This window comes from Pseudoalteromonas sp. ABE4_541, from assembly GCF_056312285.1.
Genome location: NZ_JBSVEM010000011.1, coordinates 1 through 17,048 on the forward strand (window position 1 = coordinate 1; position 17,048 = coordinate 17,048).

General features: G+C 43.8%; 12 protein-coding genes. 7 read left to right on the forward strand and 5 right to left on the reverse strand.

What is annotated here, in order from left to right; all coding sequences use genetic code 11:
* Nucleotides 1-362 precede the first annotated feature (362 nt).
* Together ACW689_RS11970 and ACW689_RS11975 are read right to left on the reverse strand one after the other, a co-directional pair.
* A complete protein-coding gene (locus tag ACW689_RS11970) occupies nucleotides 363-1,475 on the reverse strand; it encodes a hypothetical protein (protein ID WP_476291622.1) in 1,113 nt (370 codons plus the stop codon).
* A gap of 626 nt (nucleotides 1,476-2,101) precedes the next feature.
* On the reverse strand, nucleotides 2,102-3,247 hold the full coding sequence (locus tag ACW689_RS11975; RefSeq protein ID WP_476291623.1) for a hypothetical protein: 1,146 nt from the start codon (nucleotides 3,245-3,247) through the stop codon (nucleotides 2,102-2,104).
* 125 nt (nucleotides 3,248-3,372) lie between these two features.
* Between ACW689_RS11975 and ACW689_RS11980 the strand changes: the two genes are divergently transcribed.
* Both ACW689_RS11980 and ACW689_RS11985 read left to right on the forward strand, forming a co-directional pair.
* Nucleotides 3,373-4,092 (forward strand): response regulator, encoded by a 720-nt coding sequence (locus ACW689_RS11980; protein ID WP_476291625.1) that lies wholly within the window; start codon nucleotides 3,373-3,375, stop codon nucleotides 4,090-4,092.
* A 43-nt stretch (nucleotides 4,093-4,135) separates the two neighbouring features.
* The gene (locus tag ACW689_RS11985; protein ID WP_476291626.1) at nucleotides 4,136-5,443 is read left to right on the forward strand and encodes a HAMP domain-containing sensor histidine kinase; all 1,308 of its coding nucleotides are present in this window, start codon (nucleotides 4,136-4,138) and stop codon (nucleotides 5,441-5,443) included.
* A 266-nt stretch (nucleotides 5,444-5,709) separates the two neighbouring features.
* Here ACW689_RS11985 and ACW689_RS11990 read toward each other — a convergent pair whose 3' ends face one another.
* Nucleotides 5,710-6,045 (reverse strand): hypothetical protein, encoded by a 336-nt coding sequence (locus ACW689_RS11990; RefSeq protein WP_476291628.1) that lies wholly within the window; start codon nucleotides 6,043-6,045, stop codon nucleotides 5,710-5,712.
* Nucleotides 6,046-6,062: 17 nt separating this feature from the next.
* Nucleotides 6,063-7,442, reverse strand: a complete 1,380-nt coding sequence (gene ffh / locus ACW689_RS11995; protein ID WP_476291630.1) for a signal recognition particle protein — start codon at nucleotides 7,440-7,442, stop codon at nucleotides 6,063-6,065.
* 166 nt (nucleotides 7,443-7,608) lie between these two features.
* Here ffh and ACW689_RS12000 point away from each other — a divergent pair, with 166 nt between their 5' ends.
* The 3 genes from ACW689_RS12000 to ACW689_RS12010 all read left to right on the forward strand — a co-directional run bounded on the left by ACW689_RS12000 (nucleotide 7,609) and on the right by ACW689_RS12010 (nucleotide 11,726).
* Entirely contained in the window at nucleotides 7,609-8,415 is an 807-nt protein-coding gene (locus tag ACW689_RS12000) for a cytochrome C assembly family protein (protein ID WP_476291631.1), read from the forward strand.
* Between the two features lie 61 nt (nucleotides 8,416-8,476).
* Nucleotides 8,477-9,745, forward strand: coding sequence for an HlyC/CorC family transporter (locus ACW689_RS12005; protein ID WP_476291633.1), 1,269 nt, complete (start codon nucleotides 8,477-8,479; stop codon nucleotides 9,743-9,745).
* A 181-nt stretch (nucleotides 9,746-9,926) separates the two neighbouring features.
* Entirely contained in the window at nucleotides 9,927-11,726 is a 1,800-nt protein-coding gene (locus tag ACW689_RS12010; protein WP_476291634.1) for a choice-of-anchor I family protein, read from the forward strand.
* 58 nt (nucleotides 11,727-11,784) lie between these two features.
* Here the strand turns inward: ACW689_RS12010 and ACW689_RS12015 are convergent, their stop codons facing one another.
* Entirely contained in the window at nucleotides 11,785-12,669 is an 885-nt protein-coding gene (locus tag ACW689_RS12015) for a LysR family transcriptional regulator (RefSeq protein WP_476291636.1), read from the reverse strand.
* Nucleotides 12,670-12,766: 97 nt separating this feature from the next.
* On the opposite strand from ACW689_RS12015, the gene ACW689_RS12020 reads away from it, so the two are divergent.
* Both ACW689_RS12020 and ACW689_RS12025 read left to right on the forward strand, forming a co-directional pair.
* Nucleotides 12,767-14,305, forward strand: a complete 1,539-nt coding sequence (locus ACW689_RS12020) for an NADH-quinone oxidoreductase subunit L (RefSeq protein ID WP_476291638.1) — start codon at nucleotides 12,767-12,769, stop codon at nucleotides 14,303-14,305.
* Nucleotides 14,306-14,315: 10 nt separating this feature from the next.
* Entirely contained in the window at nucleotides 14,316-16,730 is a 2,415-nt protein-coding gene (locus ACW689_RS12025) for a YbcC family protein (protein WP_476291639.1), read from the forward strand.
* Nucleotides 16,731-17,048: the final 318 nt, after the last annotated feature.

Below are 17,048 nucleotides of genomic sequence, written 5' to 3' on the forward strand. Positions count from 1 at the left end.
ACTTGGCACTGTCGCAGTTCGCCATCCACTTCGAAGGTCGGCTGGATGGCGCACTAGATATTTAATTTTTTAGGCTGACACAGAATTCTGAACGCCCTCACCGGAAGGCCATTTTTGCTAATTTGATGGCAATAATGCTTGTTCTGCTTCAACATCCATAACTCTCACTTAAGGTTTAGCCTTCAACTTAGGCTTAATTGTTGCGCTTTAGAGTAGTGTCTCTCTAAAATCGAAGAGCAGCCTATAACATCGCCAACTTCGTCTATCATTTGAAATGGCCCCATTAAAAGAACCAAGCATAAAAAAGTGGCCAACCTAAGGAGGCTGACCACTTTTAAATAGCGCTAAATCGGGTAATACAGTTACTCTATCTTCGTGATTAACCCGTATTTATCTGAGTCGGCTTTGCTAATAAAGTACATGCCATCCGATGGTGCTGCCTCCAAAGTAAAGATATAAAAGTCGACCCCTTTTTCACCTAGCATTTTGTTAAAGTAAGTGGCTTGTTTGCGGTGGCTTTCATGGGTGTATGGAATCTCCAGTGCTGAATGCTCACCATTACTCCAGCTATGCACACCAATCTGTTTATTTTTCTCAAAAGAGGCTATATCGGTCGCTCTTCTTAAAATACGTGGGTAACCCGCCGCAAATAAGTCTGTTCCCCCCGACTCTACCGAGCCTGTTTGAGCAACTACCGTAGTCATATTGTGCTCTCTTATCATCAAACCCGTATACATATTGATGTCATCATCTGCACTACCAGCAATTTTATTAGCAAAGTTAAGTGTCATATTTGACCCTTCGTATTGCTCAGTGATCTCTTTCATTTGTAAGTAAGTCGTAACGCCCAGTGTTGACTTAACACTGTCTTCTTTACTATCAATATTAAATACATGTTTCAATAAACCGTCGAAGGCATATGACGTGGTAATCGTCACATTATTACCGTTAAGAGTCGCGGTAAGTAAGGTGTTTCCGGCATCACTTAACTCCTCTAAAAATTCCTTTTCAACTTCAAGCTGTACGTTAGATTGGCTTTTCTCTAATGTTGATTGGATAAACGCCATGTCATCAGTTTCTGTGATATTTGCATCACCACATTTAAAAGTATCGGAACTTCCAGCTGGCTTATAGATTACACAGTCACGATCTTCACTAACACTGATCACCAAATCGATCAACTCTTCATCCGCGTTTTGTAACCTAACAGCAAGCAGCTCATCGTTTAACTCATGTGAAAATATCGCTTTATTGTACGATTTACCTTCCAATGTAAGGTTAACAGAAGCCAAAATGTCTAAACGGTCGTCTAGTACCTCAGCCAATGCCGATTCTGAAAAATCATAATCAGCAAGCGGGCGCTTTTGCACTGTTGGTGTAGTTGTGGTTGGCGTTGTTTTAGTGCTAGCGCTTGAACCACACCCAGTCATAGATGCCACACAGGCGCTGATCAGTAATAATTTAAATAGTTTCATTGTTTATACTTCTCACAAGAATGATTTGATGAGCGTATTTTAACCAGCACATCTTGGGGTTTCAGTCATCGATATGTATGGGAATGTATGTACGTCACTGACAAAAAGCGCACTGTTACGTAAACGCTCACTACTGTGCTTAATCAGCGATGTCGAGCTTGCTCTGCTAATGGCATCTAGCTAACCAATGAAAACTTAAAAACACTAGCCGGTGCTGAAATTGACACAATAAGCGTTTCTCAGCACGAGGTAGGAATGAGTAATAGCGAGCCATGTTACAAAGAGACCAAATATGAAGATGCCACAAAACTATCAGTCTCGGTTGCATTGGGTCTGAGCAAGCAATAAAAGTGAGTATAGAGTCCGTATGTACTGTCTAGCCGAATGATATTGTCAGCACAACCGTAAAGTGAATAATTGGATGATTGATAGTAGTTTGATGCCTCTTAATATTTGCTCGCTCGCAAAAGACTTTTCCGGGTTTCAAGGTATCACATTCGATTAATCAAAAGTCAGAAGCATCTGTCATTCACGAATATGAAAGGTTGAATGGTTTGCTTGTGTGAATTGGTGGTCAACAAAGCTGATTGACCACCTTCCAAATTGCGCTAAATCGGGGCTTTCAGTTACTCTATGGTCGTAATTAATCCATATTTATCAGAGTCCGCTTTAGTAATAAAGTACTCGCCATCAAACGGGGCTGAATCTAGCGTAAAGAGGTAAAAGTCAATGCCCTGCTCACCAAGTACCTTATCAAAGTAAGTGGCTTGTTTACGATGACTTTCATGCGTATACGGTATTTCGCGTGCTGAAAGCTCACCATCACTCCAGCTATGTATACCAATCTGTCTATTTATTTCGAATGACTCCGTTTTGGTCGCTCTTTGCAAAATGCGTGGGTAACCTGCAGCAAATAAATCTGTGCCACCAGAAAAAACCGAACCCGTTTGAGCGACTACCGTAGCCATATTATGTGCTTTGATCATTAAACCAGTGTACATATTAATGTCATCATCCATGCTACCAGCGATATGATTCGCAAAGTTGAGTGTCATACTAGAGCCTTCGTATTGTGTCGTAATATCCTTCATTTGTAGATATGTTGTCACCCCTAATGCCGACTCGAAATCCTCTTCGCTATCGTCCACTTTAAGTACTTCTTTAAAAAAGTCTTCAAAAGCAAATGACGTGGCAATCGTCACATGGTTATCATTGACCGTGGTGGTGAGCTGCGTGTTACCTATGGTCGTGATCACGGGTGCTTCAAGAACACTGATCATCTCAATCGCGTCAGTGGCAAACTCAACTTGAATGTTACTTCGACTGCCCCTTAATGTGGATTGAATCAACATGGTGTCATCGGTCGTGGACCGTTTTAGGCTATCACAGTTAAATACGTCGATGTATCCTGAAGGCTTAGCAATCAAACAGTCTCGATTCTCATGATCATCTATCATCAGGTCAACCTGCTCACCCTGCGCATTTTGTAGTCTGATGACATAGCGCCCCTCATCTATACCTTCGGCAAACAGCGCTTTATTATAGACTCGACCTTCAAAGCTCAAATTAACAGAATCGAGGAGCTCAGCACTCTTGCTTAATGTATCTGCCAACTGTGCATCAGAAAATGCATAATCAGCCAAAGGAGCCTTCTGCACCGATGGTGTAATTGGCGTTTTAGTTACTTTGGTGCTTGGGCCTGTTGAACTTGAGCCACAGCCCACCATAGAGGCTACGCATGCGCTGATCATTAATAATTGAGTAAATTTCATATTTATACCGCTTACAAGAATAATTTGTTGAGCCAATTTTAATGCAGCCCTCCTAGGCGCTCAGTCATAAAAATGTATTAGATTGTATTTCTGAGCGCGACAAACTCAGTCTATAATGAAGATAAATGCGAGATGAGACACTTAGTAACATGACTCAACAAAACATGCTCATCATTGAGGATGATGAAAAACTTCGACATATGCTGGGAGACTATTTTGAAAATCAAGGTTTTAATGTAAAAACACTCAGCGACGGCGCTGAAGCTGCCACAACGATTTGCACCCTTCAACCCGATATTGTGCTATTGGATTTAATGCTCCCTGTCACAGATGGCCTGACAATTTGCCGACAAACAAGAGAACAGTTTCGAGGTAAAATACTCATTCTAACAGCAAGTGACGATGACTTTGATCATGTGGCCGGTTTAGAGATCGGTGCAGATGACTATGTAACTAAACCGATAAAGCCAAGGGTACTACTGGCTCGTGTGCGTTCTTTATTGCGCCGTCCCAGCGAAACCGCGGACAGCAACGTTGATGTTATGCTTTTTGGCCAACTTAAACTTGAGAACAACTACAAACGTTGTGAGTTATCGGGTGAAACTGTGCAATTGACCGACAGTGAATTTGATTTGCTTTGGACTTTAGCAAGTCAGCCCGATGAAGTTATGTCTCGCGATACACTGACAAAAGCACTTCGTGGTATTGAGTACGATGGCATTGACAGAACGGTTGATAACAAAATTGTTCGTCTTCGAAAGTTATTGCACGATACGCAAGATACGCCACAAAAAATTCTGACCATAAGAGGCAAAGGCTACTTGTTTGTTAGTAAGGCTTGGTAGTCAACGCTACCTGTTATCCACAAACACAAAAGTAGGCAAAGTCATGAAGCGCATATTTTTAGAGTCATTAACCATACTATTTGTGTGTTTTATCGCCACGATATTCGCCTATGAAGTGTTGGTGTATCAAATACCAACAGATTATGAATTTGTATTGGAAGATGATAAAGCGTCAGCCCACCGACAGTTAATCCAAAATATCGCCGATAAACAAGGCATGGTCGCAGCGTTAGAAGCAATGAAAGACTATGCAAGGCAAACACATCATATATTCTCAGTACATGAGTCTATCGCTGCAGTGCCCGATGACGCGCGCAGCTTCTTCTTAGAAAACCCAGCTCACAAGATTTATTTTGATGACGACAGGTGCCTGTGGATTAGGCTTGATGGGACCCAAGCTATTTTCAGTTACATTAGAGACTTACAAAGCTTTGTAAGACAAAAAATAGCGTTTGAAGATAATATGCTTTGGGTGGCATTCACCGTCAGCTTTATTCTCTTTAACTTGGTCAATGTCTTGCTTATTTTAAGGCGTGCGAAAAAGTTAGAAGCTGCGACCATTAAGTTTGCGCAAGGGGATTTATCATGCCGTGCAGACGAGTCTAGCGCCCACTCTCTAGGCTCATTAAATAAGTCTTTTAATGAAATGGCAGAACGCATAAAGCATCTTATTGAAAGTAACCGTGCGCTGACGAATGCCGTCGCACATGAATTACGTACTCCCCTTTTTCGGATCCAATGGCAAAGTGAGCTATTAAGAGAAACCCAGTTAAACACAAACCAACAAGAAACCATTGACAGTATTATTGAAGATACAGAAGAAATGGAACAGATGGTGGAGGAGCTTTTGCACTACACCAAAATGGAAAATAATCACCATGCACTCGAGCTTGAGTCAATCGTGCTCGATACTTTTTTCAAAAAAGCCATGCACCGCTGGAAAAAAGACCAACAACACGGCATCAAGCTAACCCTCAGCATGAGCCAGTCAGGTATGTCTCTCATCGCAGATAAAAATTTGTTAATCAGAGCGTTGGATAACCTAGTGCGCAATGCCTTTAAATTTGCTCGCAGTAAAATACTGATTGAATGCTTATCTAATAGCAATAATATAGAAATTCATGTACATGATGATGGTACGGGCGTTGCGAAAGAACATCAGACTCACATTTTTGAGCCTTTTTACGTCGCCGATAAAGCGCGCAACAAATCCCTGAGTGGCCATGGCTTGGGGCTGTCTATCGTTGAAAAGATATGCGAACAACATCAAGGTACGGTCAGGGTTGGAACCAGTAACATATTAGGCGGCGCTTTATTCACAATCGTACTGCCCACAGTCAACAGCAAATAGGCGTTGCAGCCAGTCTCCTATTACATAAATATAAGTGCCATTGCGTCTTGGATCTGGCTGCACACCTGTCACCGTGCAGTTATTACACACGGCACCTGCAAAAGTTGCTTCGCTGACAATTAACAATAAGATAAGTGTAATTAGCTTTTTAATGTTATTTTTATTTATTTTATAACACGTTATATTACACATCCCGATGATAGGTATTTATCATCGGGCAGTGTTTTGATGTAAAGATTACACCTAAAACTCGTATGTGCACTCGACTATTTGAATACTCGCATCTCGGTGACATAACACTTAGCATCGCCTAAGTGTAAAGACACTTTTTTACCCGACATCATGGCAGCTAACAGGTTTGATTGTATAATTTGTAATCCTGCATGGTCAGAACTAATTGACGCATACTTATCACCATAGCCGCTTTGAGAAACACAGTTACTCAAATCTGGAGACAACCTTACATTGATCCCCCCATTGACGACGGCGACAACTTCAACTACTTCCCTTTCTCCTGTCCAACCAATCGTCTCGGCATATGTAAATGAAGGTGAGGCTGCTAAGCTGATGACCGCTCCAAACTTAATTAACTTATTAAACATTTATTTCTCCCAAACAATTAAAACTTCGGGCCACCGCCGCCAAACATGCCCGGTGGCATCATGCCTTTCATGCCGCGCATCATTTTTTGCATACCGCCTTTGCCTTTCATCTTTTTCATCATTTTTTGCATTTGCGTAAATTGCTTCAGCAACTTATTGATGTCTTGCACCTGAGTACCAGAACCTGCCGCAATACGCTTTTTGCGAGAGCCTTTGATAAGTTCAGGGCGTGCACGCTCTTTTGGCGTCATTGAGTTAATGATGGCTTCCATTTGCACAAACGTTTTGTCACCGACTTGGCCTTTCACTGCATCTGGTAAGTTGTTCATACCCGGCAGCTTTTCAAGCATCGACATCATGCCGCCCATGTTTTTCATTTGGCGTAACTGCTCGGCAAAGTCTTCTAGAGTAAAACCGTCACCTTTAAATACTTTTTCAGCAACTTTCGCGGCTTTATCTTTATCAACCTTCATCTCCACTTCTTCGATAAGCGACAACACGTCACCCATGCCAAGAATTCGAGATGCAATACGATCAGGGTGGAACGGTTCAAGCGCATCGGTACGCTCACCCACACCCATAAATTTAATTGGTTTGCCAGTAATATGGCGAATAGACAGTGCAGCACCACCACGGGCATCACCATCGGTTTTGGTTAAGATCACACCAGTAAGCGGCAATGCTTCATCAAAAGCTTTAGCTGTATTCGCCGCATCTTGACCCGTCATAGAGTCAACAACAAACAATGTTTCAATTGGATTGATCGCAGCGTGCAAAGCTTTAATTTCGTCCATCATGTCGCTATCAACGTGCAAGCGACCAGCGGTATCCACAAGCACTACATCAATGAACTTTTTCTTCGCGTGGCTGATAGCGCCCGTTGCAATATCAACCGGTTTTTGTGAAATATCACTTGGGAAGAACTCTACGTCCACTTCACCCGCTAGTGTTTCAAGCTGTTTGATTGCCGCTGGACGGTATACGTCAGCACTCACTACCAATACAGATTTTTTCTTACGCTCTTTTAAGAACTTGGCAAGTTTACCGACACTGGTGGTTTTACCCGCACCTTGAAGACCCGCCATCATCACAACGGCTGGCGGCTGCGCAGCTAGGTTTAGCTCTTCATTTGCTTCACCCATGGCTTTTTCAAGCTCTTCGCGCACAATTTTAATGAAAACCTGACCAGGGCTTAGGCTTTTTGTTACTTCAATGCCTACGGCACGCTCTTTTACTTGCTTAACAAACTCACGAACTACAGGTAAAGCGACATCGGCCTCAAGTAGCGCCATACGTACTTCGCGCAGTGTATCTTTTATATTATCTTCGGTTAAACGGCCCCTGCCGCTGATGTTTTTAAGCGTTTTACCTAAGCGTTCTTGGAGGTTTTCAAACATGTATTAGGTTCCAATAAATCGTAATTGCTGGGCATTATACTGATATGGCCCCGACTAATACAGTGTTCAAGTGCATACAAAGTTTCTTTTTGGAAACTCTTTGCAAGGAGCAATGCTTAAAATACAATAGCTTCATAAGGGAAATTTATTATTAGGTCACACTTTGATGTTGATTATTAGCTTGTCTTTGTTCGCCAGCCTATTTTACGTGCTCGCCACTGGCCACGTTTTATCGCGACTATTCCATAAAGAAGGGCCAAACCAAAAGCTCACGATTATTTTGAGCACCTTGGCAATTTTGTCGCACATGTTGTTGCTTGTGAACTCGGTGTTTACTCATGATGGACAAGATTTAAGCACGGTTAATGTAGCCTTACTCACCTGCTGGGTCATCGTGGTCAGCGTGACCACCGTATCCTTGAAATTTCCTGCGACCCTATTACTGCCCGTTGTATATGGCTTTGCTGCTATTTTACTGACCGCAAGTCTCTTTATTCCTCATCACATCGTGATGCAAACCATCAACATTGATTTAGGGTTAGTCGTTCATATCTCGCTGTCACTACTGGCTTACTGTGTGCTGATCATTGCCACGCTTTACGCCGTTCAGTTTTACTTTATCGATAAGCGTTTGAAGCAAAAAGATTTAGCAATTATGCATAGTCACCTTCCACCGCTTATGCAGGTAGAGCGTCAGCTGTATCAACTATTAACTGTCGGTACGGCGCTACTTACTTTAGCTTTGCTATCCGGTTTTGTATTTTTAGAAGGTATGTTTGCCAAAGAGTTTATTCATAAAACGGTTTTATCGTTAATCGCTTGGGCTATTTTCGCAACTGTGGCAGTTGGCCATCATCAATTTGGCTGGCGTGGTAAAGCGGTTGTATCGTCAATTATGGGCGCATCAGGCTTAATCACGTTGGCTTACTTTGGCAGCCGGTTTATTCAAGAAGTTATTCTGGGTAAGTTTTAGCTTGACTCTTAGCGCTGGCTAACGCTTAATACACGTTCGTAAGAAAGAAAGGGATCCACTGTTGGACGACATATCAACAAGCACCTTATTTATAATATTGGGCTTGCTAATCATGATCTCAGGCTATTTTTCTAGCTCTGAAACGGGGATCATGTCAATCAACCGCATTCGACTGCGTCACCTCGAAAAAGAAAACCACCGTGCAGCAAAACGTGTAAGTCGGCTGTTACGCCGTCCCGACAGGCTCATAGGCCTGATCCTCATCGGAAATAATTTAGTTAATATTGCCGCAGCTCAAGTTGCTACTATCATCGGATTACGTTTGTATGGCGATATGGGCATTGCTATTGCGACATTTGTATTGACCTTAGTGGTACTCATTTTTGCTGAAGTGACGCCGAAAACATTGGCAGCGCTTTACCCTGAAAAAGTGGCATTTCCAAGCTCAATTATTCTAAAAGGCTTGTTAAAAGTCCTTTTTCCTTTAGTGATCACCGTAAACTGGATCACCAACGGTATGCTCAAGTTATTTGGTATTTCTTCCAAGCAAATTGAAGAACATAGCTTAAGCAAAGAAGAGCTAAAAACCGTGGTGAATGAATCAAGTGCCTTGCTGCCGTCTAATCACCAAAACATGCTGACATCGATTTTAGACCTTGAGCAAGTGACCGTTGAAGATATCATGATCCCGCGTAACGAGATCAATGCCATTGATATCAATGATGAGTGGAAAGATATTTCGCGTAAACTCACCAACGCGCAACACACACGTGTATTGTTGTACCGTGACCAAATTGATGATGCAGTTGGCTTTATTCACTCCCGTGACGCCTTGCGCCTGCTAACTAAAGAGCAATTTGATAAGCCATCACTGCTACGTGCAGTGCGTGAAATTTACTACATTCCTGAAGGCACCTCGCTGAACACGCAGCTGCTTAAATTCCAGCAAAGCAAAGAGCGCATCGGCTTAGTGGTTGACGAATATGGTGATATTCAAGGCTTGGTAACACTTGAGGATATTCTCGAAGAAGTGGTTGGTGATTTCACCACAACGCAAACTCCAGCCGCTAGCGATGAAGTTGATGTACAAAGCGACGGTTCAGTTTTAGTCGATGGAGCAGCCAACATTCGTGACATCAACAAAGAAATGAACTGGGAACTACCAACCGAAGGCCCTAAAACCCTCAGTGGTTTGATTGTTGAGCACTTGGAGGATATCCCAGATGCACCACTTAGCTTGATCATTGCCGACTACCGCATGGAAGTCGTTGAACTCAAAGAAAACATGGTCAAGCTAGTAAAGGTACTGCCTGTAAAACGCAAAGCTTAAATTTAGCGCTCCCCTTGTGCCCACATAATGCTGTGTTGTGTGGGCCATTGAGACTCCTTAACCCCCTCCAATGTAGCCTCCCTCTTGGAAAAGAAACAAAAATGAAATAAATAAGTAACCTAGATATCATCAACCTGTGTTTGACTGTTCCCATTTTTACAGCAATTTAAAAGGGTTATCCATGTTAAAACGTTCTCTGATCACGCTATCCATTATCTCTGTACTTTCTGGCTGTGCGCTAGATGGTGACGACGGTGCTACGGGACCGCAAGGGGTTGAAGGCAAACAAGGTGAGCAAGGTGCGAGCGGACAAAATGGCAAAGACGCCAATGCACTGTTAAACATTAACTTGGTTGGCCGTGCTGTATTGAATGCGCAAAGCCCAGAGGGTGCCGCGGAGATTGTTGCATACCAAGCAAGTAAACAGTGGATTTATGCCATTAATAGCTCTGGCGACAAAGCCATTGTTAATATTATTCCTGCAACGTCATTCGACACCGCAGCACTGGCCAAAAATAATGAAGGCGTGATCACTGCTACAAACCTAACCAGCGCTATCACTCTGGAGCTAAATGAGCACACAGCAGGTGATGCAAACAGCATTGCCGTTGATGAAAATAATCAGCTTTTGGCTGTGGCAATGGCCGCTGAAAAAACGGGTGAACTTGGCCACATTGCGTTTTACGATATTTCTGGCGATACGCCATCATTCATTAAAAATGTACAAGTGGGCGCGTTACCAGACATGGTCACCTTCTCTGGAGATGGTAAGAAAGTCGTTGTTGCCAACGAAGGTGAACCTGCTGGCGATTACAGCATTGACCCTGAAGGCAGCATCAGCATCATTGACGTAAACGACGGTGTAGTAGCCAACACTGCCACACACATAGATTTCAAAGCATTCAACGATAAGCAAGCAGAACTAGAGGCACAAGGCATAGTATTTGCTAACCCAACTGGGCGTACCATCAACGGCAAGCTCATTAACACCACAGTGGCCATGGATTTAGAACCTGAGTATGTAAGCATCTCAAAAGATAATCGCTATGCCTATGTATCTATTCAAGAAAACAACGCACTCGCCGTAGTTGATTTGACTGATAACAGCGTGAAATTAATGGGCCTTGGCTTTAAAGATTGGTCTGAGCTGAAGATGGATGCCTCTGACAAAGATGGCAAAATTAACTTGCGTACTTACCCTGGCCTTTATGGCATGTATCAGCCAGACACCATTTCAAGTTTTACTTGGCAAGGCGCTAACTTTATTGTCACCGCCAACGAAGGTGACGGCAGAGAATATTTTTTTGATGCAACTGACGAAGCTGATTGTACAGCCAAAGGTGGCTTAGAATTTGACGAAGATGACGGTTGCTTAGCATACATTGATGAATCACGTACAAAGGATCTAACGCTTGCTGACAACTTCTCATACCTTAACAATGACAATGACGACATCGGTCGCTTAAAAGTCACCACTGTTAAAGGTGACACCGACAATGACGGTGAATATGAGCAACTTTATACTTACGGTGCACGTTCATTCACCATTTGGGATAGCAATGGTTTAGTCGTTTTTGATTCTGGCGATGAGATTGAGCGCATTACCGCGTCAGTTCATGGCGCAGCATTCAATAACGATGAAGATACTAATGAAGGCGATACCCGTTCCGACGCCAAAGGCCCAGAGCCAGAAGCACTTGCGTTGGGTAAAGTAGGCGAACGCCTGTTTGCTTTCGTAGGCCTTGAGCGCATGGGCGGTGTGATGGTGTACGATATTACTAACCCGTACAACGTAAAGTTTGCTGACTATTTTTACAACCGAGGTGTTGTGGAAGGCGCTGATATTACGGGTGACTTAGCGCCCGAAGGCATGGCATTTGTACCAGCGGAGCAAAGCGCTACAGGTAAGCCATTATTGATCATTGGTAATGAAATCTCAGGCTCTATTGCTGTTTGGGAAATATCGGAAAAAGACGCGTAACTTAATACAAGCACACTTTTTAAAAATGCGGCCCTAGCCGCATTTTTTGCTGGCAAATTTAAGCAATATGGTGCCCTTTTAATAACTCGATAACCACCTCCGACTGGTGCTTTTTAGGTAGCGAAATCGCGTAAAAATGCTCGTAAGCACTCGGGAGTTCTTGATACTCTTCCAATACACCACTTTTCAATTCATCTAAAATAACCAACGGCGGTAGCACTGAACATGCCCCACTGTCACGGCTTAACAACCGCAGCATCGCCATATCATCCGCTTGTGCAAGTACATCGGCTTTATATTGATTAATGGCACAAATGGAGTCAAAAGCCGAGCGTATCGCCGTATTCGTGGTCGGTAACACCCACTTAACGCCTTCATACCCGTTTGGGAAACTCTCCATTGGCTTTTTACCTTTTGGACCAACGATGGAAATAGGCTGGCGTCTTAACAGTTGATGTTGCCATGTCTGCTGGCTGTTCTCATTTCCTACGGTGCGATTTGTGAGTACAAAATCAAACTCATGATTGACCAATCCATCAAGCAGGTTTGCCATCCCTCGTGTGGCGAGCTTTAATTCAACATTGTGTTGCGCAAGTAATGGCGCGATAAAACCCTCAACAAAATTTCGTGACAAGTGCGTCAATACACCAATTGAGACTGATTGTTTAATTGGCACAACACCTTGCTTAAGTACTTGCTCTAGTTCGTCACCGGTACTAAATATCTCTTGTGCATACTTCAACACCCTTTGACCTGCATCGGTTAAGCGTAAAGTGCGCCCAACTCTGTCGAACAGCGCCACTTCATAGCGTTGCTCAAGTGCACGGATCTGAGTCGACAAAGCCGACTGCGACAAATGTAACTCTTTCGCTACCTGCGTCAAATTGCCTACAACGGCAACTCGCCAAAAGTAATACAGATGATGATAGTTTAACTTACCCATAACCGTTCTCTTATATAGAACGTTAAATTAAAATATATATATTTTATTTTATCAATAGCGCTTAGGCATAATGTGTTAACTAACTTGGAGACACGACATGCTTGATTATCTCATTACTAGCTTACTGTTAGCCATTCCCGTAGCCCCCATGCTGATAGGGTTTTGGGCTGGCTGGACACTAAAAAGTGACGAGCAAATCGCCAAAAATTCCCTCTATGCAATACAAACCAGTATTATTGCATTACTGACACTTGCCACGCTTAATCTAGCTCCCCCAGATACAACCATTTCCGCGCTTTTTCGCCTAGCGCCGTTAACTTGGCTCATGCTGGCATTAGTGCTGTTAATTGGCTGGGTTGTTACTCGGTTTAGTCAGCAATATATGCTTGGAGAACCCCGCATTGGCTACTTCTACCGCTGGTTGTTGATGACTTTATCCGCGGTATTACTCACCATTTTAGCCAACAATCTGCTGCTACTATTTGTCGGCTGGGTGCTCATCAGTTTGTCACTGCATCGCCTTTTAACCTTTTACCCTCACCGCCCCCGTACTCAATTAGCAGCGCATAAAAAATTTATCATCGCGCGTGTTGGAGAGATAAGTCTTGCTGGCGCGTTTTTGGCGCTTCATTCCTTAACTGGCAGCAGCAATATTACTGAGATACTGCAAACTCTTTCACTTGAGTCTACCACTGACAGTCCACTCTTTGTGCTCGCCACCTGCTTAATAGGCTTAACTGCATTTTTAAAATGCGCTCAACTCCCTCTGCACGGCTGGTTGATACAAGTCGTTGATGCACCAACACCCGTGAGTGCCTTACTGCACGCAGGAGTGATCAACCTAGGCGGCTACTTACTTATTTTATTTGCCCCCATCATGCAGCACGCGCCCGTTGCAAACATCATGTTATTGATAAGTGCCGGATTCAGTTTGTTACTCAGTGCCCTTATCATGCAAACCCGAGTCAGTGTAAAAGTACGTTTGGCTTGGTCAACGAGTTCACAAATGGGCTTTATGCTCGTCGAGTGCGCACTTGGTTTTTACGAGTTAGCATTACTACATCTAATCGCACACTCATGCTACAAAGCACACGCATTTTTGTTCTCTGGTAATGCGGTGCGACAACACCAAGCTAACTTGCTTGTGGCCCACAACAAACACTCAAACTATGCACTCATCGCAAGTGGGTTCATTGTTGCCGCTGTTGTTGGCGCTGCCGCCTACTTCGTGCAGGGGTCGCTCGCTTTATGGACTTTGCTAGGTATCGCGATGACCTACTACTTAGCCACGACAAAACCCAGCATCAAAGCATATACAGTGGTGTTTTTTAACATCGTTTTGATGGTAACGTTGATTACCATATGGAAATCATTTGCGCCTATTTGGTTTAACCTACCTAAAGTTGCCCCCCCTAGTTTGGCGCTAGAACTCTTTTTATTCTTTTTGATCTTTATGCTTACTTTCGCTGCATATCGTCTAAACAATCAGCGCGCACCGCAGTCAAATTCACAACTTCAGTATGCGTTATTCGCGGGGCTTTATCTTGATGAGTGGTTAACGCGTCTCACGCAACGTATTTGGCCAACAAATTTGGTTAAAACATCGCAACATGCCTCACCAACTCGCGGTCACTAAGGAGTAAATCATGAACATTGCACAACACGCTATCCCGTTGGCGAATGATGCGACGGATGTACTACTAAATGCTTTAAAGCATGTAAGCAATTCGGTGGCTCCAAGCTGGCCGCTTGATCAAATGATTGCTGTTAACCCATGTTGGCAAATGCGCGACAACCCCATCGCTAACGTCGCCGCAATGCTTAAAACCACCAGCGATATTGATTTACTGTTACCGTGTCGACACTACATACAACTATTTAGAAATGGAGATATTTCTCGCCAAGCACTTGAGCAAGCACTCGCGCAAAGCGTTCACTTCAAAAACGATGCTGTTGACATCTTCATCGCCCAAAGTGAAAGCGTAGACGAAATCACCAAACCAACTCTGACCATCGCTGAGCAGCTGGTGCTTCACAGTAGCCCGCTACAATTGAATATTTGCGATGAGATAAACTCTCATATCAGTCAATTTTGTGCTTGGTATTTTCAACATCATGACAGCAAACCGAGCGGCAGTACCTCAGGACACTTGTATCAGCAATATCAGATATTTACTAAACAAGATCCTGGGATCTCACTGCTGCTTGATAAAAAGGGACTACATAAAATGTATGCCAACTTACCTACGGATATTCGCACGCTCATTCAAACCTGCGAGCAGGACTTTGCTTTACCAAGTCAAGCTTGGCCACGCTATGCTCAAAGCCTATTGCGCCAGCTGAATGGTTGGGCAAGTTGGATAGCTTACTTAAACTGGCAAGCCAATTTATATGGCAAACCCTGTGCTTGGCACCTTGACCTTATCGCCATAAAGTTAGGCTGGGAATATGTGCTGTTACAACACCTAAAGTCAACGGATAAGACACAATACAATCACACAAAACAACAGTGGAAGAGTGCGCTTGCGCTGGTTGAGCAACGTTTAGCCGTAACGCAAATTCATCAAGCACGTCAGTTGGTATGGTGGCGTGCACAAGAATTGGAATACCAAACAGATTTACGAACCAAGCTAAGCTGCGCGCAAACTAAATTCGCTAAGCCTCATTCTGCACGCCTACAAGCGGTATTTTGTATTGATGTGCGCTCCGAAGTACTGCGTCGCCACTTAGAGCAACAGGATCAACATATTGAAACGTTTGGCTTTGCAGGTTTTTTTGGTTTACCCATTGAATTTAACCTCAAAGACAGCCCATTAAAACGCCCACAACTCCCTGGCCTCTTGCCGCCTGTCATTTCGGTATCACCGGTTGACGGCACCAATGCACTGGCATGCGGTCACAAAAAGGGGCATTGGGAGCAAATACATAAACATCCAACTAGCTCACTGCCCATTGTTGAATCCGCAGGTTGGCTGTCACTGATTAAATTACTTAAAAAATCACTCATGCCCAAAGCGACTAAAACGACATTATCGGAAGCCTCCAGAGCACAACAGTGGTCACTAGAACAAGATAACCAGCTTTTAACCACGGAGCAAAAAGCTGATCTGGCTGAAAAAGTACTGCATCTAATGGGGATCACTCAGTTTGCACCTGAAGTACTCATGGTCGGCCACGCTAGCCACAATGAAAACAACCTGCATGCGGCAAGTTTAGACTGCGGTGCTTGCGGCGGCCAAAGCGGTGAGGTGAACGTAAGAGTACTGTGTTATTTACTCAATGATGAGCATGTGCGTAATGCGCTGCAACAACGGGGCCTAAATATCCCCGACACCTGTCAATTCATTCCAGCCCTGCACAACACAACCAGCGATGAAGTGCGGTTTCTGGATGATGTATCCGAGGAAGTTAGTTTATGGTTCTCACAGGCAACTACACAAGCGCAGCAAGAGCGCGCCATCAGGGAACATGAGCAATCACCGGAATCATTAACTCATTGGTCAAAAAGCTTAGCGCGCAGACAGGTGGATTGGTCACAAACTCGACCAGAGTGGGGTCTTGCCAACAACGCAGCATTTATTATCGCCCCCAGAGCGCTGACCAAACACATTGATTTTGCCGGACGTACATTTTTACATAGCTATGATGAAGCGCTTGACGAGGATGGTTCAACCCTTGAACTGTTACTCACCGCCCCTATGCTGGTAACGAATTGGATCAATATGCAATACAACACCTCCGTCACTGATCCATTAAAATTCGGTAGTGGCAACAAGATACTGCACAATGCCGTTGGCGGCCACATCGGCGTATTTGAAGGTCAAGGGGGAGATTTACGCATTGGCCTACCCTTGCAGTCGGTGCACAATGGCAAGCGATGGATGCATGAGCCCATGCGTTTAACGGTGATCGTGCATGCAAAACAAAGCGCCATACAATCTATCATCAACAAACATCCCGATGTAAAACATTTGATTGAAAACGGTTGGCTGTATTTATGGCAATGGTCTGACGAAGGTATGCATGAGTGGCGTGATGGTAGCTGGAAACGACTGTCATAGCTGTCGTTAACACAATAAAAAAACTGACAGAAGATATGCTGACAGCAGATCTTCAACACGTTCATCAGACACTCGTTGGGTGGCGCCTTCGGCTTAACCAACCTACCTTTTAACGTAGGTCAGTATAAGGTGCACAGCACCGCCATCCGACAAAAATGATGAATTGACACAAAAACAACCGACTTACCGCGTTTAATTTGAACTACTAGATTGATTTGTCGGACTCAAGCAACTCTGCCAGTCGCATATGTGCTAACTGCAGACATTCATGTTTAACTTCTTTCGGCCCCAAAACATTTCAGAAAGCATAGCGCTAAT